21 protein-coding genes are annotated in these 20,333 nt (G+C 75.1%); 17 read left to right on the forward strand and 4 right to left on the reverse strand.

What is annotated here, in order from left to right:
* The 3 genes from G6556_RS04595 to mshA form a co-directional block, all read left to right on the forward strand.
* Positions 1 to 1,080, forward strand: a 1,080-nt coding sequence (locus G6556_RS04595; RefSeq protein WP_346774722.1) for a lactonase family protein, incomplete at its 5' end; no start/stop codon positions are given.
* Positions 1,077 to 2,516, forward strand: coding sequence for a sugar porter family MFS transporter (locus G6556_RS04600; RefSeq protein WP_346774723.1), 1,440 nt, complete (start codon positions 1,077 to 1,079; stop codon positions 2,514 to 2,516). The genes G6556_RS04595 and G6556_RS04600, both read left to right, overlap by 4 nt.
* A 148-nt stretch (positions 2,517 to 2,664) precedes the next feature.
* On the forward strand, positions 2,665 to 3,900 hold the full coding sequence (mshA, locus tag G6556_RS04605) for a D-inositol-3-phosphate glycosyltransferase (RefSeq protein WP_240933647.1): 1,236 nt from the start codon (positions 2,665 to 2,667) through the stop codon (positions 3,898 to 3,900).
* 61 nt (positions 3,901 to 3,961) lie between these two features.
* On the opposite strand, the gene G6556_RS04610 is transcribed toward mshA, so the two are convergent.
* Positions 3,962 to 4,402 (reverse strand): nitroreductase family deazaflavin-dependent oxidoreductase, encoded by a 441-nt coding sequence (locus G6556_RS04610; protein ID WP_166939008.1) that lies wholly within the window; start codon positions 4,400 to 4,402, stop codon positions 3,962 to 3,964.
* Positions 4,403 to 4,491: 89 nt separating this feature from the next.
* Here G6556_RS04610 and G6556_RS04615 point away from each other — a divergent pair, with 89 nt between their 5' ends.
* Positions 4,492 to 5,232 (forward strand): phosphoglyceromutase, encoded by a 741-nt coding sequence (locus G6556_RS04615; RefSeq protein WP_158375109.1) that lies wholly within the window; start codon positions 4,492 to 4,494, stop codon positions 5,230 to 5,232.
* Between the two features lie 81 nt (positions 5,233 to 5,313).
* Here the strand turns inward: G6556_RS04615 and phoU are convergent, their stop codons facing one another.
* The gene (gene phoU / locus G6556_RS04620) at positions 5,314 to 5,976 is read right to left on the reverse strand and encodes a phosphate signaling complex protein PhoU (RefSeq protein ID WP_166939009.1); all 663 of its coding nucleotides are present in this window, start codon (positions 5,974 to 5,976) and stop codon (positions 5,314 to 5,316) included.
* A 208-nt stretch (positions 5,977 to 6,184) separates the two neighbouring features.
* Between phoU and G6556_RS04625 the strand changes: the two genes are divergently transcribed.
* The 6 genes from G6556_RS04625 to pstB all read left to right on the forward strand — a co-directional run bounded on the left by G6556_RS04625 (position 6,185) and on the right by pstB (position 12,364).
* Complete coding sequence (locus tag G6556_RS04625; protein ID WP_166939011.1) at positions 6,185 to 7,426, forward strand: ATP-binding protein; 1,242 nt, start codon at positions 6,185 to 6,187, stop codon at positions 7,424 to 7,426.
* Between the two features lie 4 nt (positions 7,427 to 7,430).
* Complete coding sequence (locus tag G6556_RS04630) at positions 7,431 to 8,147, forward strand: response regulator transcription factor (RefSeq protein WP_166939012.1); 717 nt, start codon at positions 7,431 to 7,433, stop codon at positions 8,145 to 8,147.
* A 164-nt stretch (positions 8,148 to 8,311) separates the two neighbouring features.
* Positions 8,312 to 9,430, forward strand: a complete 1,119-nt coding sequence (gene pstS, locus G6556_RS04635) for a phosphate ABC transporter substrate-binding protein PstS (protein ID WP_166939014.1) — start codon at positions 8,312 to 8,314, stop codon at positions 9,428 to 9,430.
* Positions 9,431 to 9,632: 202 nt separating this feature from the next.
* Complete coding sequence (pstC, locus tag G6556_RS04640; RefSeq protein WP_205693039.1) at positions 9,633 to 10,574, forward strand: phosphate ABC transporter permease subunit PstC; 942 nt, start codon at positions 9,633 to 9,635, stop codon at positions 10,572 to 10,574.
* Position 10,575: 1 nt separating this feature from the next.
* Complete coding sequence (gene pstA, locus G6556_RS04645) at positions 10,576 to 11,538, forward strand: phosphate ABC transporter permease PstA (RefSeq protein WP_166939018.1); 963 nt, start codon at positions 10,576 to 10,578, stop codon at positions 11,536 to 11,538.
* 46 nt (positions 11,539 to 11,584) lie between these two features.
* On the forward strand, positions 11,585 to 12,364 hold the full coding sequence (pstB, locus tag G6556_RS04650; protein ID WP_158375122.1) for a phosphate ABC transporter ATP-binding protein PstB: 780 nt from the start codon (positions 11,585 to 11,587) through the stop codon (positions 12,362 to 12,364).
* 142 nt (positions 12,365 to 12,506) lie between these two features.
* On the opposite strand, the gene G6556_RS04655 is transcribed toward pstB, so the two are convergent.
* On the reverse strand, positions 12,507 to 13,124 hold the full coding sequence (locus tag G6556_RS04655) for a hypothetical protein (protein ID WP_205693034.1): 618 nt from the start codon (positions 13,122 to 13,124) through the stop codon (positions 12,507 to 12,509).
* A gap of 367 nt (positions 13,125 to 13,491) precedes the next feature.
* Between G6556_RS04655 and G6556_RS04660 the strand changes: the two genes are divergently transcribed.
* Genes G6556_RS04660 through ispF form a run of 3 tightly spaced genes read left to right on the forward strand, consistent with a single transcriptional unit; the run spans position 13,492 to position 15,261 of the window.
* The gene (locus G6556_RS04660; protein WP_122148867.1) at positions 13,492 to 13,974 is read left to right on the forward strand and encodes a CarD family transcriptional regulator; all 483 of its coding nucleotides are present in this window, start codon (positions 13,492 to 13,494) and stop codon (positions 13,972 to 13,974) included.
* 40 nt (positions 13,975 to 14,014) lie between these two features.
* Positions 14,015 to 14,746, forward strand: a complete 732-nt coding sequence (gene ispD / locus G6556_RS04665; RefSeq protein WP_166939020.1) for a 2-C-methyl-D-erythritol 4-phosphate cytidylyltransferase — start codon at positions 14,015 to 14,017, stop codon at positions 14,744 to 14,746.
* 23 nt (positions 14,747 to 14,769) lie between these two features.
* Positions 14,770 to 15,261: a 2-C-methyl-D-erythritol 2,4-cyclodiphosphate synthase gene (gene ispF / locus G6556_RS04670; RefSeq protein WP_346774724.1), complete on the forward strand. Its 492-nt coding sequence runs from the start codon at positions 14,770 to 14,772 to the stop codon at positions 15,259 to 15,261.
* A gap of 16 nt (positions 15,262 to 15,277) precedes the next feature.
* Here the strand turns inward: ispF and G6556_RS04675 are convergent, their stop codons facing one another.
* The gene (locus G6556_RS04675) at positions 15,278 to 16,246 is read right to left on the reverse strand and encodes an EamA family transporter (RefSeq protein WP_166939024.1); all 969 of its coding nucleotides are present in this window, start codon (positions 16,244 to 16,246) and stop codon (positions 15,278 to 15,280) included.
* A gap of 72 nt (positions 16,247 to 16,318) precedes the next feature.
* Between G6556_RS04675 and G6556_RS04680 the strand changes: the two genes are divergently transcribed.
* From G6556_RS04680 to G6556_RS04695, 4 genes are all read left to right on the forward strand, one after another.
* On the forward strand, positions 16,319 to 17,254 hold the full coding sequence (locus G6556_RS04680) for a LysR family transcriptional regulator (protein WP_166939025.1): 936 nt from the start codon (positions 16,319 to 16,321) through the stop codon (positions 17,252 to 17,254).
* A gap of 11 nt (positions 17,255 to 17,265) precedes the next feature.
* Positions 17,266 to 18,705: a cysteine--tRNA ligase gene (cysS, locus tag G6556_RS04685; protein WP_166939027.1), complete on the forward strand. Its 1,440-nt coding sequence runs from the start codon at positions 17,266 to 17,268 to the stop codon at positions 18,703 to 18,705.
* A complete protein-coding gene (gene rlmB, locus G6556_RS04690) occupies positions 18,705 to 19,703 on the forward strand; it encodes a 23S rRNA (guanosine(2251)-2'-O)-methyltransferase RlmB (protein ID WP_166939028.1) in 999 nt (332 codons plus the stop codon). Before cysS ends, rlmB begins: the two co-directional genes overlap by 1 nt.
* Positions 19,704 to 19,837: 134 nt before the next feature.
* Positions 19,838 to 20,320: a pyridoxamine 5'-phosphate oxidase family protein gene (locus G6556_RS04695; RefSeq protein ID WP_166939030.1), complete on the forward strand. Its 483-nt coding sequence runs from the start codon at positions 19,838 to 19,840 to the stop codon at positions 20,318 to 20,320.
* Positions 20,321 to 20,333: the final 13 nt, after the last annotated feature.

Consider the following 20,333-nt stretch of genomic DNA (forward strand, 5'->3'; position numbering starts at 1 on the left):
ACAGTCCTCGCCGTGACGGAGCACCTGCGGGACCTGTGGATCGGCACCTACCCCTCGGCCGGCGCGGGGACGCCCGCCGGGCTCGGGGAGGGCATCTGGCGGGTCGGGCTCGACGCCGGGACCGGGCGGCTGGTGGACCCGGTGCTCGTGGCCGAGACGCCCGCCCCCTCGTTCCTCGCCGTCGACCGGCAGGCCGGCCTGCTGCTCGCGGTCGGCGAGCACGCCGGGGGGACGGTGTCGGCGTTCCGCGTCGGCGCGGACCTCGACGGCCGGCCGACCCTGGCCGCGGCCGGCGCGCCGAGCAGCAGCGGCGGCGACGACCCGTGCCACCTGCTCCTCGACCCCGAGGGGCGGGTCGCGTACGTCGCGAACTACTCGTCCGGCTCGCTCGCCGTGCTGGAGCTCGGCCCGGACGGCCTCGCCGCCGACGCCCCCGCCCAGGTCCTGACCCACAGCGGCTCGGGCCCCGACGCGGAGCGCCAGGAGGCGTCGCACGCGCACTTCGCCGCCCTGACCCCGGACGGCGCGCACCTGCTGGTCTGCGACCTCGGCACCGACGAGGTCCATCGGTACCGCCGCGACCCGGGGACCGGCCTGCTCACCGAGGACGGGATCGCCGCGACCCTGCGCCCCGGGTCCGGCCCGCGCCACCTGGTGTTCTCCGCGGACGGCCAGATCGCCTACGTCGCCTGCGAGCTCGACGTGACCGTGGCCGTCCTGGCCTGGGACGCCACGACCGCCTCCGGCCGGGTGGTGCAGCACGTGCCCGCGGCCGAGGACGGGGCGGCGACCGGGTCGGGCGGGCGGCCGCTGCCCTCGCACATCGACCGGGCCGGCGACCGCGTCCTCGTGGCGACCCGCGGCACCGACGTGCTCGCGACGTTCGCGCCCGGGCCGGACGGCACCCTGGCGCCCGCGGGCCAGACGGCGCTGCCCGGGGCGTGGCCGCGGCACTTCGCGGTCGTCGAGGGCTGGACCGTCGTGGCGGACCAGCGCAGCGACTCGCTGACCGTGCTCCGGGACGGGGCCGTCGTGTCGACCGTGGCGCTGCCGGCCCCGGCGTGCGTCGTGGCGGCGTGACCGCCGCACCGGCCGGCCCCGCCGGAGCGCACGCCCGGCAGCCGCTGCCCCCGCTGCGGCCCGGCCCGCACCTGCGCCGGCTCGACGTCATCACGGTCGTCGCGACGTTCGGCGGCCTGCTGTTCGGCTACGACACCGGCGTCATCAACGGCGCCCTGGACCCGATGGTCGCCGACCTCGGGCTCACCCCCGCGACCGAGGGGCTGGTCACCAGCAGCCTGCTGGTCGGCGCCGCGCTCGGCGCGCTGCTCTGCGGACGGCTCGCGGACCGGGTGGGCCGGCGCCGCACGCTGGTCCTGCTCGCGGTGGTGTTCTTCGTCGGCGCGCTCGGCAGCGTCGTCGCGCCGTCGTTCGAGGTCATGGCCGCGACCCGGTTCGTGCTCGGCCTCGCGGTCGGCGGCGCGTCCGTCACGGTGCCGGTCTACCTGGCCGAGCTCGCCCCGACGGAGCGCCGCGGGGCGATCACCGGGCGCAACGAGATCGCCATCGTCGTCGGGCAGCTCGCCGCGTTCGTCATCAACGCCGTCATCGGCACCGTGTGGTCCGACCACCCGGGCGTCTGGCGGTACATGCTCGCGGTCCAGGCCGTCCCGGCCGTCGCGCTGTTCGTCGGGATGCTGCGGATGCCCGAGTCACCGCGCTGGCTGCTGTCCCGCGGCCGGGAGGACGACGCCCTCGCCGTGCTGCGCCAGGTGCGGGACCCCGGGCGGGCCGCGGCGGAGCTGCGCGAGGTCCGGGACCTGGTGGCGCACGAGCGCGCGGACGCCGCGCGCGGGCAGGGCGGCTGGGCCGAGCTGCGGCTCGCCTGGGTGCGCCGGCTCGTGCTGATCGGCGTCGGCGTCGCCGTGGTGAACCAGCTCGGCGGCATCAACGCGGTGATGTACTACGGCACCCAGCTGCTCCGGCAGTCCGGGTTCAGCGGCGACGTCGCCCTGGTCGCCAACGTGCTCAACGGCGTGTTCTCGGTGCTCGGCATGCTGATCGGCCTGCGGGTCATCAACCGGGTCACCCGGCGCGGGCTGCTGCTGGTCGGCCTCACCGGCATCATCGCGTCGCACCTGCTCATCGCCCTGTGCTCCGCGGCTATCCCCGAGGGCACCGGCCGGTCGGTGGCCGTGACCGTGTTCCTGGTGACGTTCGTCGGGTTCAACCAGGCCTCCGTCGGCCTGGTCTGCTGGGTGATCCTCGCCGAGCTGTTCCCGCTGCGGGTCCGCGGGTTCGCGATCGGGCTGTGCGTGTTCTGGAACTGGACGGCGAACGCCGTCATCTCCGGGTTCTTCCCCTCGGTGGTCGCCGGGATCGGGGTCAACGGCACGTTCCTGCTGTTCGCGGCGCTGAACGTGCTGTCCTGGCTGTTCGTGCGGTTCGTGCTGCCCGAGACCCGCGACCGGTCGCTCGAGCAGCTCGAGGAGGACTTCCGGGCCGCACGCCCCTGAGGCGCGCCGCGACGCGCGGCCGGATCCCGCCCACGTGGTCGGCGTCACGCGGTGCGGGACCCCGCGGATGCCCGACAATGGGGGGAGTCCCGTCCGTCCCCCCGTCCCCCGGAGCCCCGCCGTGCCGCACGAGCCGCAGCGCATCGCCATGCTGTCCGTGCACACCTCGCCCCGGGACCAGCCGGGCACCGGCGACGCGGGCGGGATGAACGTCTACATCGCGGAGCTGGCGCGGGCGCTGGCCCGCCGCGGCGCCGCGGTCGAGATCTTCACGCGCGCGACCTCCTCGGCGCTGCCGGAGTCCGTGCACCTCGACGCCGACGACGACCGGGTGCTCGTGCACCACGTGCCCGCCGGGCCGTACGAGGGCCTGGACAAGAACGACCTGCCCGGCCAGCTGTGCGCGGTGACCGCCGGGGTGCTGCGGGTGGGCGCCGCGCGGCCCGCGGGCTGGTTCGACGTGCTGCACAGCCACTACTGGCTGTCCGGCCAGGTCGGCTGGCTCGCGGCGGAGCGCTGGGACGTGCCGCTGGTGCACACCATGCACACGATGGCCCGGGTGAAGAACGCCGCGCTCGCGCCGGGTGACAGCCCCGAGCCGGCGACCCGCGTCATCGGCGAGGAGCAGGTCGTGGCCGCCGCCGACGCGCTGGTCGCCAGCACCGCCGAGGAGGGTCAGGACCTCGTCGGCATGTACGACGCCGACCCCGAGCGGGTGCACGTCGTCGCGCCCGGCGTCGACCTCAGCACGTTCCGGCCGCGCGCGGACCGCGCCGGGCTGCGCCGGGACCTCGGGCTGCCCGTGGACCGGGACGTCGTGCTGTTCGCCGGCCGGGTGCAGCCGCTCAAGGCCCCCGACGTGCTGGTCCGGGCGCTGGGCGTGCTGCGGGCGACCGGCCGGCCGGTGCCGCTGCTGGTCGTGCTCGGCGGTCCCAGCGGCCGGGCGACCGCGCTGACCGAGCTGCAGGCGCTCGCGGAGACGTCGGGCGTGGCGGACGACGTGCGGTTCCACCCGCCGGTCGCGCGCGCGGAGCTCGCCCGGTGGTTCGCGGCGGCCGACCTGGTCGCGGTGCCGTCCCGCAGCGAGTCGTTCGGCCTGGTGGCCGTCGAGGCGCAAGCGGCGGGCACCCCGGTGGTGGCGTCGGCGGTCGGCGGGCTGCGGTCCGTCGTGCAGGACGGCGTCTCGGGGCGGCAGGTCCGCGGGCACGACCCCGCGGTCTGGGCGGACGCGCTGGCGACGGCGTTCGCGGACCCGGCGTCCCGCACGACCTGGCGGGCCGGCGCCCGGCGGGTGGCCGAGCAGTACGGCTGGGACGCGACCGCCGAGCAGGTGCTCAAGGTCTACGCGCTGGCCGCCGAGCGCCGCGCCCGGCTCGCGGTCTGAGTCCGACCGCGACCGGCCGGGCCAGAGCGCGACCGGCCGGGTCGGACCGCGACCGGCTCGGTCAGACCGCGACCGGCTCCAGCACCAGCACCGGGATCACCCGCGACGTGCGGGTCTGGTAGTCGGCGTAGTCCGGATACGCCTCGACGGCCCGCGCCCACCACAGGTCGCGCTCGGCGCCGGAGACCTCGCGCACCGCGTAGTCGCCCTTCGCCGGGCCGTCCTGCAGCTCGACCAGCGGGTGCGCCAGCAGGTTGTGGTACCAGACCGGGTGCGTCGGCGCGCCGCCGAGGGACGCGACCACGGCGTACGTGCCGTCGTGCTCCACCCGCATGACGGGGATCTTGCGGACCTTGCCCGACTTCGCGCCCAGCATCGTCACGACGACGACGGGCATCCCGCGCATGGTGGTGCCGCGCGTCCCGCCGGAGCTCTCGATGAGCTCCACCTGGTCCCGCGAGCGCTGGTCGGTGCTGGGCTGGTACTCCCCGGTGATCGGCATGCCCGCTGCAACGCCGGGAGCGGGGCGCGGTGTTCCGCAGGCCGAACGTCCCCCGACGCGCGGGCGCCGCGTGCGGCAGGATGGGAGCCATGACCTACACCCTCGTTCTGCTCCGCCACGGCGAGAGCGAATGGAACGCGAAGAACCTGTTCACCGGCTGGGTCGACGTCGCGCTGTCCGAGAAGGGCGTCGCGGAGGCCAAGCGCGGCGGGACGCTGCTCACGGACGCCGGCGTGCTGCCGGACGTCGTGCACACGTCGCTGCTGCGCCGCGCCATCACGACCGCGAACTACGCGCTCGACGCCGCCGACCGCCTGTGGATCCCGGTCAAGCGCTCGTGGCGCCTGAACGAGCGCCACTACGGCGCGCTGCAGGGCAAGGACAAGAAGCAGACCCTGCAGGAGTACGGCGAGGAGCAGTTCATGCTCTGGCGCCGGTCCTACGACGTGCCGCCGCCGGACATCGAGCTCGGCTCGGAGTTCTCGCAGGACTCGGACCCGCGCTACGCCGGCGAGCCGATCCCGCGCGCCGAGGCGCTCAAGCAGGTGCTCGACCGCGCCCTGCCGTACTGGGACGCCGAGATCGTGCCCGACCTGAAGGCCGGCAAGACCACCCTGGTGGCCGCGCACGGCAACTCGATCCGCGCGATCGTCAAGTACCTCGACGACGTGGACGACGCGACGATCGCCGGGATCAACATCCCGACCGGCATCCCGCTCGTCTACCACCTGGACGAGGAGACCCTGAAGCCGACCAACCCGGGCGGCACCTACCTCGACCCCGACGCCGCCGCCGAGGCGATCGCCGCGGTCGCGAACCAGGGCCGGTGAGCCGCGCGGCGCGCTGACGCCGCACCGACGCGAGAGGGGCCCGGTCCAGGTGGACCGGGCCCCTCTCGCGTCGTCGGTGGGTCAGCGGGTGCCGCTGCCGTCGTTCGCGAACTCGCCGGTGACCAGGTAGACGATGCGGCGCGCGACCGACACGGCGTGGTCGCCGAACCGCTCGTAGTACCGGCCCAGCAGCGTGACGTCGACCGTCTGCTGCGCGGTGCCGGCCCAGCTCGGGCTCAGCAGCACGCGGAACGTCTCCTCGTGCAGCGAGTCGAGCAGGTCGTCGTCCCGCTCGATGCCCTCGGCCTCGGTGAGGTCGTGCGAGCTCAGCACCTGCGTGGTCCGCTGGGCGACGCGGCGCGCGGCCTCGTTCATCTCGGTGAACACGCCGGTCAGCGCCGGGTCGATCGCGGCGTGCGGGTACCGGCCGCGGGCCACCTGGGCCACGTGCCGGGCCAGGTCGCCCATGCGCTCGAGGGTGGCGCTCATCCGCAGCGCGGACACGACGACGCGCAGGTCGGTGGCGACCGGCTGCTGCTGCGCGAGCAGCAGCACGCAGCGCTCGTCGAGGTCGCGCTCCAGCGCGTCGATGGCCAGGTCGTCCGCGATCACCGACTCGGCCAGGGCCAGGTCCTGGCGGAGCAGCGCCTCGCCGGCGGCCCCGATCGCGTGCTCGACCCGGCGGCTCATCGCCACCAGGTCGTCCCCGAGCTGCTTGAGCTCGGCGTCGAAGATCTCCCGCATGGCTTCCTCTCGTTCGCGCGCCGTCCGCGCGCGGGCGTGCGTGGGTGCACCAGTCTCGTCCCGGCCACCCACGGTCGCACGCCCGGGTGAACGGGCTGGTGAACGGCAGGTCGCCGCGGGGTGAACGGAGATGAACACTGCGCCCGTCCGTCCCGGGGCGCGGCCGTGCCGGTCCCTGGCACGCCCGGGGCGACCGTACGCTGGCGCCGTGGAGGGTCTCAACGGTCTCGGCGCGCTGCTGGTCGGCGTGCTGGGTCTGCTCACCGGCATCGGGGCGACGCTGGCGTTCCGGTTCAGCGAGCGCGCCCAGCGCAGCGCCCCGCCGCGCCCGGAGCCGGCGGTGGACGACGGCGTGGTCCGGACGCTCGCGGTGCTGCGCTCCGCGGCGGTCGTGCTGGACGACGACGACCGGGTGGTGCGCGCGAGCCCGCCGGCCTTCGCGCTCGGCGTCGTCCGGGACGGCATGGTCGTGCACGCCGCCGTGCGCGAGCTCATCGCCGACGTGCGCCGCACCGGGCTGATCCGGGACGAGGAGCTCGAGCTGCCGCGCGGGCCCGTCGGCCCCGGCACCGTGATGCTCCAGGTCCGCGTCGCCCAGGTCGGCCCCGGGCTGCTGCTCGTGCTCGCGGAGGACCGGACGCAGGCGCGCCGTCTGGAGGCCATCCGCCGCGACTTCGTCGTCAACGTGTCCCACGAGCTCAAGACCCCCGTGGGGGCCCTGTCCCTGCTGGCGGAGACCGTCCAGGACGCCGCCGACGACCCCGAGACGGTGCGCCGGTTCGCGGGCCGGATGATCAGCGAGTCCCAGCGGCTGTCCGAGCTGGTGCACGAGATCCTCGAGCTGTCCCGGCTGCAGGTCGCGGGCGCGCTCAAGGACATCGCGGTGGTGGACGTCGACGCGGTCGTCGCCGAGTCCGTCGACCGCGCCCGCACCGGCGCCGCGTCGAAGGACATGGGCTTCCAGGTCGGCGGCGAGACCGGCACCCGGGTGTTCGGCGACCCCACGATGCTGGTCCAGGCCGTGCGCAACCTGCTGGACAACGCGGTGCGCTACTCGCCGGCCGGCACCACCGTCGGCGTCGGGGTCCGCACCCGCGACGGCCTGGTGGAGATCGCCGTCGTCGACCAGGGCGTCGGCATCTCGCCCGAGGAGCAGGACCGGGTGTTCGAGCGGTTCTACCGGGTCGACCCGGCCCGCAGCCGCGAGACCGGCGGCACCGGCCTGGGCCTGTCGATCGTCAAGCACGTCGCGGCCGACCACGGCGGCGACGTGCAGGTGTGGTCGCAGCCCGGCCGCGGCTCCACCTTCACGCTGCGGCTCCCGGTCGCCGTGGGCCAGCCGCCCGCGAGCACGCCCGAGGACCGCCCGCAGCCGCTCGTCGTCCCCGACCTGACCGGCCCGGCCGCCCCGAGCGCCGGCGCCCACCCCGACACCGCACCGGAGGCCTGACCCCGTGACCCGCATCCTGCTCGTCGAGGACGAGGAGTCCTACCGCGACCCGCTGGCGTACCTGCTCGGCCGCGAGGGGTTCCAGGTCACGACCGCCGCCACCGGGACCGAGGCCGTCGAGGCCTTCGAGTCCGAGGGCGCCGACCTCGTGCTGCTCGACCTGATGCTGCCCGGCCTGTCCGGCACCGAGGTGTGCCGCCGGATCCGGCAGCGCAGCGACGTGCCCGTCATCATGCTGACCGCGAAGGACGGCGAGATCGACAAGGTCGTCGGCCTGGAGCTCGGCGCCGACGACTACGTCACCAAGCCGTACTCCTCCCGCGAGCTGCTGGCCCGGGTGCGCGCGGTGCTCCGCCGCCGCCAGGCGCCGGCGACCGGGGCCGGCACCGAGGACGAGCCCGAGGACGACGGCGTGCTCGCCGCGGGCCGGGTCCGGATGGACGTCGAGCGGCACACCGTGACGGTCGACGACCAGCCGGTGGCGTTCCCGCTCAAGGAGTTCGAGCTGCTCGAGCTGCTGCTGCGCAACGCCGGGCGCGTGCTCACCCGCGGCCAGCTGATCGACCGCGTGTGGGGGACCGACTACGTCGGCGACACCAAGACCCTGGACGTGCACGTGAAGCGGGTGCGCGCCAAGATCGAGCCGGACCCGGGGAACCCCACGCTCCTGGTGACCGTGCGCGGCCTCGGCTACAAGCTCCTGGACGACGCGCCGGCCTGACCGGCCGGTCGTGACGCGCGCCACGCGGGTCCCGGCGAGGATTGTCCGCTCGTTCACCGTCCGTTCACCCGGCTACGGGAGCCTGGTCACCTGCGCTCCTTAGCGTCGGCGCCAGGTCGCGCACAGACGGGTGCGCGCCGCGTCACGACAGGACGGACAACACTGTGAAGCTCAACCGCGGTCGTACGGGTGCCCTCGCCCTCGCCGGCGTCGTCGCCCTCTCCCTCACGGCATGTGGTTCGGACAACCCGACCGGCAGCACCGAGACCTCGGGCGGCTCCGACGCCGGCTCGGCCAGCTCCCTGTCGGGCGAGCTCGCCGGCTCGGGCGCCTCGTCGCAGGAGTCCGCGATGGAGGCCTGGCGCGCCGGGTTCCAGAACGCGAACCCCGACGTCACCGTCTCGTACGACCCGGTCGGCTCCGGCGGCGGCCGCACCGCCTTCCTCGACGCCTCCGTGACCTTCGCCGGCACCGACTCCGCCCTCACCGAGGAGGAGCTGGCGCAGGCGCAGGACCGCTGCTTCGGCTCCAGCGCCGTGGACCTGCCGGTCTACATCTCCCCGATCGCGGTGGTGTTCAACCTCGAGGGCGTCACCGAGCTGAACCTCTCGGCCGAGACGATCGCCAACATCTTCAACGGCACCATCACGAACTGGAACGACCCGGCCATCGCCGAGGCGAACCCGGACGCGACCCTGCCGGACCTGGCGATCACCACCGTGCACCGCTCCGACGAGTCGGGCACCACCAAGAACTTCACCGACTACCTGGCGAAGGCCGGCAACGGCGCCTGGACGGCCGAGGCCTCCGGCGACTGGTCGCTCCCGGGCGGCGAGTCCGGCCAGGGCACCTCCGGCCTGATCCAGACCGTCCAGGGCGGCCAGGGCACCATCGGCTACGCCGACGCCTCGAAGGCCGGCTCGCTCGGCAAGGTCTCCATCCAGGTCGGCGACGAGTTCGTCGCCCCCTCGGAGGAGGGCGCCGCCGCCGCGCTCGACGTCTCCCCGCGCGACGACTCGCGCGAGGAGGGTGACATCGTCATCGACATCGACCGCACCACGACCGAGGCCGGCGCCTACCCGCTGATCCTCGCCTCGTACCTGGTCGTCTGCCAGTCCTACGACTCGCAGGACGACGTCGACCTGGTCAAGGCGTTCGCGACCTACGTCGCCTCCGCCGAGGGCCAGGCCGCCTCGGAGTCGGCCGCGGGCTCCGCGCCGATCTCGGACACGCTGCGCACCGACGTCCAGGCCTCGATCGACGCGATCACCCTGGCGTCCTGACCACCGGGGGAGGGACGGTCGTCGTGACCCGTCGGCCGCCCCTCCCGTCCGGACCCCGGCCGGTCCACCTCGCGGTGGGCCGGCCGTCGGCGCGAGACACGACCTCTCTCCTCCCCCTCCCCCTGGAGACCGTGTGACCAGCACCCAGCCCCGCACCGCGGGGCCCACCGAGCCGGTGAAGCCCGGCACGACGGCCCGCAGGCTGCGCTCGGGCCACGGCGACCGCGGCGGCAGCCTGGCCTTCCGCTGGCTCGCCACCGGGGCCGGCATCCTGATCCTGCTGATCCTCGCCGCCGTGGCCGTGTTCCTGGTCCAGCGCGCGTGGCCCGCCCTCACCGCGGACCCGTCCGAGCTGTCGGACGCGATCAGCTGGTTCCCCGAGGACACCAGCCTGCTCGGCTTCGTCGGCCCGCTGATCTTCGGCACGCTGCTCGCGGCGGCGGTCTCGCTGCTGCTGGCGACGCCGATCGCCATCGGCATCGCGCTGTTCACCTCGCACTACGCGCCGCGGCGGCTCGCCAGCGCGCTCGGCTACGTGGTCGACCTGCTCGCCGCCATCCCGTCGGTCGTCTACGGCCTGTGGGGCGGCCTGGTGCTCAGCCCGATCGTGCAGCCGGTGTGGGAGTTCCTCGGGACGTACCTGGGCTGGATCCCGTTCTTCGGCGGCGTGGTGTCGCCCACCGGCCGCGTGATGATGACCGTGGCCGTGGTGCTCGCGGTGATGATCCTGCCGATCATCACCGCCATCTGCCGCGAGGTGTTCCTGCAGACCCCGCGCCTGCACGAGGAGGCCGCCCTGGCCCTCGGCGCGACGCAGTGGGAGGTCGTGCGGATGGCCGTGCTGCCGTTCGCCCGGTCCGGCATCGTGTCGGCCGCCATGCTCGGCCTGGGCCGTGCGCTCGGCGAGACGATGGCCGTCCTGATGATCCTGTCGCCCGGGTTCCTCTACTCGTTCCAGCTGCTCGCCGCGGGCCAGCAGCAAACGATCGCCGCGAACATCGCCGCGCAGTTCCCCGAGGCCAACCAGACCGGCGTCGCGACGCTGATCGCGACCGGTCTCGCCCTGTTCATCATCACCCTGGCCGTGAACATGGCCGCCCGCGCGATCGTCGCGCGGCGCAAGGACTTCTCGGGGGCGAACTGACATGACGACCACCCCGACCTCCACCACGCCGACCGCGGCGGGCACCTCGCTGCGCGAGGCGCTGCAGGCCACGGACCGCCGCCGGCGCCGCACCGACCTCACGATGCGGGTGCTGATCATCGCGGCGTTCGTGCTCGCGATGATCCCGCTGCTGTCGCTGACCTGGACCGTCGTGTCGAAGGGCATCGGCCGGCTCGACTCGTACTTCCTGCTGCACTCCATGCGCGGCGTGTTCGGCGGCATGGACGCGGGCGGCATCTACCACGCGATCATCGGCACGCTGGAGATCACGCTGTTCGCCGCGCTGATCTCGGTTCCGATCGGCCTGCTCGCCGCGATCTACCTGGTCGAGTACGGCAACGGCAAGGCGCTCGCCCGGCTGGTCACCTTCCTGGTCGACGTGATGACCGGCATCCCGTCGATCGTCGCCGGCCTGTTCGCCTACGCGCTGTTCGCGCTGATCCTCGGCCCGGGCGCGAAGTTCGGCGCCATCGGCTCGGTCGCGCTGTCGGTGCTGATGATCCCGGTCGTCATCCGGTCCAGCGAGGAGATGCTGCGGCTCGTCCCGAACGAGCTGCGCGAGGCGTCCCTGGCGCTCGGCGTGCCGCGCTGGCTGACCATCATCAAGGTCGTCCTGCGCACCTCGGTCGCCGGCCTGACCACCGGCGTGATGCTGGCGATCGCCCGCGTCATCGGCGAGACGGCGCCCCTGCTGCTCACCGTCGGCGTGGTCGACTCGATCAACTTCAACCTGTTCGAGGGCCGCATGATGACCCTGCCCGTCTACGTGTACCGGCAGTACGCTCAGGGCCTGGTCCCGTGCACGGACGGCGACGCGAGCTGCATCCCGGACATCAACCTGCAGCGCGCCTGGGCCGCCGCCCTCACGCTCTTCCTCATCGTCATGGTGCTGAACCTGATCGGGCGCCTGGTGACGCGGCTCTTCGCCCCGAAGATCCGCTGACCGCCCGCACCCACCTCCCCTTCACAAGCCCAAGGAGACGACCGAGATGGCTCAGCGCATCGACGTCAAGGACCTGAACATCTACTACGGCGCCTTCAAGGCCGTCGAGGACGTGAACATGACCATCGAGCCCCGCTCGGTGACCGCGTTCATCGGCCCGTCCGGCTGCGGGAAGTCGACGTTCCTCCGCACGCTCAACCGCATGCACGAGGTCATCCCCGGCGCGCGCGTCGAGGGCACCGTCGCGGTCGAGGGCGTGGACCTCTACGGCGCGGAGATCGACCCGGTCGCCGTGCGCCGCCAGGTCGGCATGGTGTTCCAGCGCCCGAACCCGTTCCCGACGATGTCGATCGCCGAGAACGTGCTCGCCGGCGTCCGGCTGAACAACCGCCGGATCTCGAAGGGCGACGCCAACGACCTGGTCGAGGCCTCGCTGCGCGGCGCCAACCTCTGGAACGAGGTCAAGGACCGCCTCGACCGCCCGGGCTCCGGCCTGTCCGGCGGCCAGCAGCAGCGCCTGTGCATCGCCCGCGCCATCGCGGTGAAGCCGCAGGTGCTGCTCATGGACGAGCCGTGCTCCGCGCTCGACCCGATCTCGACCCTCGCCATCGAGGACCTGATCGCCGAGCTCAAGAGCGAGTACACGATCGTGATCGTCACGCACAACATGCAGCAGGCGGCGCGCGTCTCGGAGCGGACGGCGTTCTTCAACATCGCCGGCACCGGCCAGCCCGGCAAGCTCATCGAGATCGACGACACCGCCACGATGTTCTCGTCGCCCAAGGAGCAGGCGACCGAGGACTACATCTCCGGCCGCTTCGGCTGAGCCGCGGGGGGCACGGCGGCCGGCGCGCGGATCGGGAGGGGAGCCGCGCGCCGACGCCCGGGCCGTACGACGCAGGCCCCGTCCGGGACTCCGGACGGGGCCTGTGGCGTGCGTGCGGGGTGCGGGGCGGGCCCGCGTGGCGTCAGCCCTCGGTGCCGGTGGTCGCCTCGGCGCCCGGCTCGGCGGTCTGCTCGGTGCCGGGCTCGGTGGTGTCCTCGGCGGACGCCGTCTCCGTGGCGGTGGGCTCCGGGCTCTCGACGACGATCTCGGGGACCAGGTCCGCGTACTCCGGCAGCGTGCCGTCCAGCACGGGGACCGGCACGGTCTGCTCGCCGGCCGCGTCGGTGCTCAGCGTGAGCTCGACGGTCGACCCCGGGGCGCCCGCGGTGTCGAACACGACCTCCTCGCGCTGGTCGCCGTCCGCGCCGCCCTCGCCGGCGCCGCCGCCCAGCAGCACGGTCGCGCCGGACTCCACGCGCACCCGCTCGGTCGAGCCCTCCAGGGACAGCTCGACGGTCAGGGTGTCGTCGCCGCGGTTGGTCAGCGCACCCTGCAGCGCCCCGGGGGCGTCGGCGGCCTCGGCCACGATCAGCAGGTTCTCCGCCGTGAGGTCGCCGAGCGTCGCGCGCACGCCGTCCGACGCGGAGTACGGGCGCTCGGTGGTGATCTCGTTCGTGACCGAGCAGCCGGACAGGGCCGCCGCGAGGGCCAGGACGGCCCCGACGACGACGGGGCGGGCGGACGTGCGGCTGCGGGCCACGGTGACTCCTCGGTGCGGTGGGGCGGGCGCTGCGGTGCGCGGGGGGCTTCGGCACGCGCGCGGGCGTGCGAGGCCGAGCCTACGTGGGCGCGGGGGTGCCGTGCACGACCTCTGCGCCGCTGCCTGGGCCTTCGGTCCCGCGGACCGCGTCGTCGCAGGTCAGCGAGGTGCGCGACGGGGGACGGGGTCCCACGGGGCCCGCGTCGGAGACTAGCCAGCCGGGCGCCCCGAGGCATCCCCCCGCGCGGCGTGTCGAATCTCTGACGTGGTCCACAACGCTCTGACCTGCGCAAACGCGGCTGATCTCCACGAAATCCCCCCGTTGCCGCGTGGTAGACTGGGGTTCCGCGAAAGGGGACACCTGCAGATGACTTTCACTGTTGGGGAGACGGTTGTCTACCCGCACCACGGTGCAGCGCTGATCGAGGAGATCAAGACCAGGACCATCCGCGGCGAGGACAAGATCTACCTCAAGCTGAAGGTCGCCCAGGGTGACCTGACCATCGAGGTGCCGGCGGAGAACGTCGACCTCGTGGGCGTCCGGGACGTCGTGGGCCAGGAGGGTCTGGAGCGCGTGTTCGACGTGCTGCGCGCCCCCTACACCGAGGAGCCGACCAACTGGTCGCGCCGCTACAAGGCCAACCTCGAGAAGCTCGCCTCCGGCGACGTGATCAAGGTCGCCGAGGTCGTGCGCGACCTCTCGCGCCGGGACGCCGACCGCGGCCTGTCCGCGGGGGAGAAGCGCATGCTCGCCAAGGCCCGGCAGATCCTGGTCTCGGAGCTCGCGCTGGCCGAGCACACCGAGGAGGAGAAGGCCGAGGCCATCCTCGACGAGGTGCTCGCGTCCTGACGGCGCGCTGACCCTCCCGACACCGGCCGACCGCGCCCGCATGCCCACCGCGGCGATCCTGACCGCCGCCGGCAGCGGCACGCGGCTCGGCCTCCCGGGGCCGAAGGCGCTCGTCGAGCTCGCCGGGGTCCCGCTGGTCGTGCACGCCGCCCGACGCCTCGCCGCGTCGGGCGTCGTGCTGTCCGTGGTCGTCACGGTGCCGCCCGGCCGCGCCGGGGGCTTCCGGGCGCTGCTCGGCGGGCCCGTGCGCCCGGGCGTCGGCGTGCCCGTGACCGTCGTCGAGGGCGCGGGGTCGCGCCAGGCGTCCGTGGCCGCCGGGCTGGCCGCGCTGGGGGACGACGTCGACGTCGTCCTGGTGCACGACGCCGCCCGCGCGCTCGCGTCGCCCGCGCTCATCCGGTCCGTCGAGGCCGCCGTCCGGAGCGGCCACCGGGCCGTCGTGCCGGGGCTGCCCGTCGCCGACACGATCAAGCAGGTCGGCGAGCCCGTCGACGGCGCGGCGCCCGTGGTCGCCACCGTCCCGCGCGCCACCATGCGGGCCGTGCAGACCCCGCAGGGGTTCGACCGGGCGCTGCTCGACGCCGCGCACGCCCACGGGGCGCACCGGGCCGCGTCCGAGACGACCGCCGCGACCGACGACGCGGCGCTGGTGGAGGCGCTCGGGGAGCAGGTATGGGTCGTGCCGGGGGAGGAGTCGGCCATGAAGATCACGACGACGCGGGACCTGGCGGTGGCGGAGCTGCTGGCCCGGGACGCCGGGGTGCGGTCGTGACGGCGCCGGCGGGCGCGGCGGGCGTGCCCGGGCTGCCGCGGACCGGCGTCGGCGTCGACGTGCACGCGAACGACCCCGAACCCGCCCCCGGTGCCGTGCTGCACCTGGCCGGCCTGGCGTGGCCGGGGGAGGCGCCGCTGGCCGGCCACTCGGACGCCGACGTCGCCGCGCACGCCGCGGCCGACGCCCTGCTGTCGGCCGCCGGGATCGGCGACCTGGGCTCCGTGTTCGGCACGTCCCGCCCCGAGTGGGCCGGCGCGGCGGGCACGACCCTGCTCGCCGAGGCGGCGCGGCTGGTCCGTGCGGCCGGGTTCGAGGTCGGCAACGTCGCGGTCCAGGTCATCGGCAACCGCCCGCGCCTGTCCCCCCGCCGCGCGGAGGCGGAGGCGGCCCTCTCGGCGGCGGCCGGCGCCCCGGTGTCCGTCTCGGCGACCACGACGGACGGCCTCGGCCTCACCGGCCGCGGCGAGGGCATCGCCGCCATCGCCACGGCCCTCATCGCCCCCCGCCCCTAGCCCGCGCCGCGCGCGCCTACCCTCCCGCGCGAACCTCCGCCGAGCGGGCAGTTGATGTCCCCTCGACGGCCCGGGAGGGGACGTCTGCTGCCCTCTCGGCGATCCGGGCCGGGTGCGGGGGGCGGGTGGCGATGAGGACGCCCGTGACCGCGAGGGCGCCCAGGGCCAGCTCCGGCGCGGACGGGCGCTCGTGCAGGAACGCCCAGGACGCGCCGATGCCGACGACCGGGACCAGCATCGAGAACGGCGCCACCACCCCGGACGGGTGCCGCGCCAGCAGCGCCGTCCAGATGCCCGAGCCGACGACGGTCGCGATCAGCACCGTGAACGCCAGCCCCGCCAGCGCCCAGGCCCCGGTGGCGGTCCCGAGCGTGGTCAGCGACCGCCCGATCGCCGCGGGGCCGTCGACCACCAGCGACAGCGCCAGCATCGGCAGCGGGGGGACGACCGACATCCAGAGCATGAACCGCAGCGGCCTGTCGGGGTGCGCCTGCCGGCTGGACACGTTGCCGAACGCCCAGCCCAGGCCGCCGCACAGCGTGAGCACCACCGGCAGCAGCCCGGCGGACGCGCCCGCGCCCGCGCGCAGCGCGGCGATCCCACCCAGCCCGCAGATCGCGACCGCCACGCCGACGGCCTGCCGCGCGGTGATCCGCTCGCGCAGCCACACCGCGCCCAGCAGGACGGTGAACGGCGCGGACGCCTGGAGCACGAGCGAGGCGAGCCCCGTCGGCATGCCGGTGTCCATCGCGAGGTAGAGGAACGCGAACTGCAGCACCCCGAACCCGAGGCCGTACCCGAGCAGCCACCGCACCGGGACCCGCGGCCGCGGCACGAGCAGCAGCGTCGGCACCGCGAGCAGGGCGAACCGCAGCGCCACCAGGAAGAACGGCGGGAACTGCTCGAGCGAGAGGTGGATCGCCGGGAAGTTCAGCCCCCACAGCACGGCGACGGTGAGGGCGAGGAGGCGGTCACGGGTGGGCACGCGCCGATCCTCGCGCCGGCACACCGTTCAGCACCAGCGAAAGATCGTGCAGCATCCCTGTAGCGTCGCTGCATGGACACCCGCCACCTCGCCACGCTCCGGGCGGTCCGGGACCGCGGGGGCGTGACCGCGGCCGCGGCCGCGCTGCACCTCACGCCGTCCGCCGTGTCCCAGCAGCTGCGCGCGCTCGCCCGGGACGCCGGCGCCGAGGTCGTCGAGCGGTCCGGCCGCGGGGTCCGCCTGACGCCCGCCGGGGACGCGCTCGCCGACGCCGCCGCGGAGGTCGCGGTCGCGCTCGAGCGCGCGGAGGCGGCCGTCGACGCGTTCCGGTCCGCCCCGCACGGGCTGGTCCGGGTGGCCGCGTTCCAGTCGGCGGCCGAGCTGCTGCTGCCGGGGCTGCTCCGCAGGGTCGCCGCGATGGACGGCGTGCGGGTGGAGCTGGGCGACGAGGACGTCGCCCAGGACGAGTTCCCCGCGCTCACGGCCGACTTCGACCTGGTGGTGGCGCACCGCCCCGACGCGGGCGCGGACTGGCCGGCCGGGGTCGACGTCGTCCCGCTGCTCCGCGAGCCGCTGGACGTCGCCCTGCCACCCGGCCACCCGCTCGCCGACCGCGCGGTCCTCACCCCGGCGGACCTCGCGGACGAGCCGTGGATCGCGGTCCGTGCCGGGTTCCCGGTCGCGGGCGTGCTGGACGCCGTCGGGGCCGTCGCCGGGCGGCCGCTGCGGATCGTCCAGCGGTTCAACGACTTCGGCGTCGTGGAGGCGCTCGTCGCCGCGGGCCACGGGGTCAGCCTGCTGCCCCGGCACACCGCCGGCCGCCGCGGCGCGGTGCTGGTGCCGCTCGCGGGGGTCCGCGCGGGCCGCCGGGTGGACGCCCTCGTGCGGCCGGACCGCGGTGCGCGCCGGGTCGTCCGGCGGGTGCTGGACGCGCTGCGCGCGGAGGCGGCCCGGTTCGTGGACGAGCCGGGTGCCGTCGCCACGGGGCCGGGGCGCCCCGACCGGTAGCCTTGACCCTCGTGAGCCTGCGCCTGTTCGACACCGCCACCCGCGAGGTGCGCGACTTCGTCCCCGTGACCCCGGGCGCGGTCGGCATCTACCTGTGCGGCGCGACCGTGCAGGCGCCCCCGCACGTCGGCCACGTCCGGTCCGCCGTGGCGTTCGACGTCCTGGTCCGCTGGCTGCGCCGCACCGGGCACGACGTGACGCTGGTCCGGAACGTCACCGACATCGACGACAAGATCCTGGCGAAGTCCGCGGAGGCCGGCGTCGCGTGGTGGGCGTGGGCGATGCAGAACGAGCGCGCCTTCACCGCCGCGTACGACGCGCTCGGCGTGCTGCCCCCCACCTACGAGCCGCGCGCCACCGGCCACGTGCCGGCGATGGTGCAGCTCATGCAGCGCCTGGTCGACACCGGGCACGCCTACGTGGCGGCCGAGGGCGACGTGTACTTCGACGTCCGGTCGTACGCCGACTACGGCTCTCTGACCAGCCAGCGGCTCGACGACATGGCCCCGGCGCCCGACGGCGCGGGCGACGACAAGCGCGACCCGCACGACTTCGCGCTGTGGAAGGCCGCCAAGCCCGGCGAGCCCGAGACCGCCTCCTGGGACACCCCGTTCGGCCGCGGCCGCCCGGGCTGGCACCTGGAGTGCTCCGCGATGGCGCAGCGCTACCTGGGCGACACCTTCGACATCCACGGCGGCGGCCTGGACCTGCGGTTCCCGCACCACGAGAACGAGCAGGCCCAGTCCCGTGCCGCGGGCTACGGGTTCGCCCGGTACTGGCTGCACAACGGCTGGGTCACCCAGGCCGGCGCCAAGATGAGCAAGTCGCTCGGCAACGGGCTGCTGGTCAGCACGCTGCTGGAGACGGTGCGCCCGGCCGTCGTCCGGTACGCGCTGACCGCCGTGCAGTACCGCTCGATGCTGGAGTGGACCCCGGACACGCTCGCCGAGTCCGAGGCCACCTGGGACCGGCTGGCCGGCTTCGTCCAGCGCGCCACCGAGCGCGTCGGCGCCGTCGACCCGGCCGAGCTCGCCGCCGCCGCGCTGCCCGAGGGCTTCGGTGCCGCGCTCGACGACGACCTGAACGTGCCGGCGGCGCTCGCCGTCGTGCACGAGCACCTGCGCGCGGGCAACACCGCCCTGGCCGCCGGGGACGACGCCGCCGTGCGCGCGGGCCTCGTGGCCGTGCGCGCGATGCTCGACGTGCTGGGCCTGGACCCGGCCGGCGAGCAGTGGGGCACGGCCGCGGCCGACGACCGGCACGCCGAGGCGCTCGACGCCCTGGTGCGCGCCGAGCTCGACGCCCGTGCCGCCGCCCGTGCGGCCCGGGACTGGGCCACCGCGGACGCGATCCGCGACCGCCTGACGGCCGCGGGCGTGGCCGTCGAGGACAACGCCACCGGCGCGCGCTGGTCACTCGCCGCGCGCCAGACCACCGAGGACGAGGACTGATGGCCGGGAACTCCCAGCGCCGCGGCGCCACACGCAAGCCGGGCTCGAAGAAGGGCGCCTCCGTCGGCTCGGGCGGTCAGCGCCGCCGCGGGCTCGAGGGCAAGGGCCCGACGCCCAAGGCCGAGGACCGGTCGTACCACCCGGCCGCCAAGAAGAAGGCCGCGGCCGAGCGGCGCGCGGTCGCCGGGACCCGGGGCTCGGGCAGCCGCCCGGCCGGCCGGGGCGGTGCGGCGGCGGGTAAGGCGCGCGGCGCCGGCGCGACCGAGGTCGTCGCCGGGCGGAACTCCGTCGTCGAGGCGCTGCGCGCCGGCATCCCGGTGTCCGCGGTCTACATCGCGACCCGGCTCGAGGCCGACGACCGCACCCGCGAGATCCTGCGCACCGCCTCCGACGCGGGCTACCCGCTGCTCGAGGTCACCAAGCCCGAGCTCGACCGGCTCACCGACGGCTCCGTGCACCAGGGCGTCGCGATCCAGGTCCCGCCGTACGACTACGGCGACGTCGAGGACCTGCTGGACGTGGCCGCCGCGAGCGACCGCGCGCCGCTGATCGTCGCGCTCGACGGCGTGACCGACCCCCGCAACCTCGGCGCCGTGCTGCGGTCGGCCGGGGCGTTCGGCGCGCACGGCGTGCTGGTCCCGGAGCGCCGGTCCGCCGGCGTCACCGCGTCGGCGTGGAAGGTGTCCGCCGGCGCCGCGGCCCGGGTCCCCGTCGCGCGCGCGACGAACCTGGTGCGGGCGCTGGAGCGGCTGCACGAGGCGGGCTGCTTCATCGTCGGGCTGGACGGCGGCGGCGACGTCGCGGTGGCGGACCTGCCGTACTCCGCGGACCCGCTGGTGCTGGTCGTCGGCTCGGAGGGCAAGGGCCTGTCCCGCCTGGTCCGCGAGCACTGCGACGCGATCGCGTCCATCCCGATCGCGGGCGAGGTCGAGAGCCTCAACGCCGGCGTCGCCGCGGGCATCGCCCTCTACGAGGTCGCCCGCACCCGCGCGTCCTGAGGCGCCCTTCGCGCCGAGGTAGGACACGCGCGCCGAGGTAGGGCCGTCTGCGGTCCTACCTCGGCGCGCAGGCCCTACCTCGGCGAACGTGGCCCCGGCGTGCGGGGTACGGGCGGCGGGCGGACAGTGGACGCATGAGCCACGACACCGACCCCGTCCGGACCGTCGCCGAGATGCTGAAGGACGAGCGCCTCGGCGTGCTCACCACAGTCGCGCCCGACGGCACGCTGATCGCGCGCCCGATGGCGCTGCAGGAGGTCGAGTTCGACGGGGACCTCTGGTTCTTCGCCGAGCGCGGCTCCCGCAAGCTCGCGCACGTCGCCGCCGACCCGCGGGTCAACGTGACCGTGGGCTCGGGTGCGACCTGGGTGTCCGTCGCGGGCGTGGCCGAGCCGGTCGACGACACCGCGAAGAAGCGCGAGCTGTGGAGCGCCGGCGTCGAGGCGTGGCTGCCCGACGGCCCGGACTCCCCGCAGGCGGTGCTGCTGCGCGTGCGCGCCGAGTCGGCCGAGTACTGGGACGCCCCGGGCGGCCGCGTCGCGACGCTCCTCAGCTTCGTGAAGGCGAAGGCCAAGGGCGAGCGCCTCGAGGGCGAGAACGAGCGCGTCGAGCTCTGAGGCCGCGCCCGGC

It is taken from the genome of Cellulomonas sp. IC4_254, from assembly GCF_011603975.1.
Classification (GTDB): domain Bacteria; phylum Actinomycetota; class Actinomycetes; order Actinomycetales; family Cellulomonadaceae; genus Cellulomonas.